Consider the following 229-nt stretch of genomic DNA (forward strand, 5'->3'; position numbering starts at 1 on the left):
CTTTCTCTGTGGGGAAGAGGTTGGCCATGCCTTTTGCGTGGGTGGTAGCCCGGGCCCAAGAATGGCCGGTGTGGGTGAAGCGTTTCTCGGTCTTCTCCAGCTCCTTACCCACAACAGCTAGGAAAGGGGTTGACAGCGTAGAGCCATGCAACAGGTAGGACAGGGCGTGGATGTCGTTGCCTGGCATTGCCCCGTCAAAACGCGCACCATTAATAAAGCTGATCATGCT

The 229-nt window shown here is 56.3% G+C and carries 1 protein-coding gene; it reads right to left on the minus strand.

The features are described from left to right. Positions 1 to 229: hypothetical protein (locus EII11_RS10705; protein WP_165867182.1), on the minus strand; the 229-nt coding region annotated here is incomplete at both ends.

The sequence above is a fragment of the Schaalia canis genome, assembly GCF_003858455.1.
GTDB lineage: Bacteria > Actinomycetota > Actinomycetes > Actinomycetales > Actinomycetaceae > Pauljensenia > Pauljensenia canis.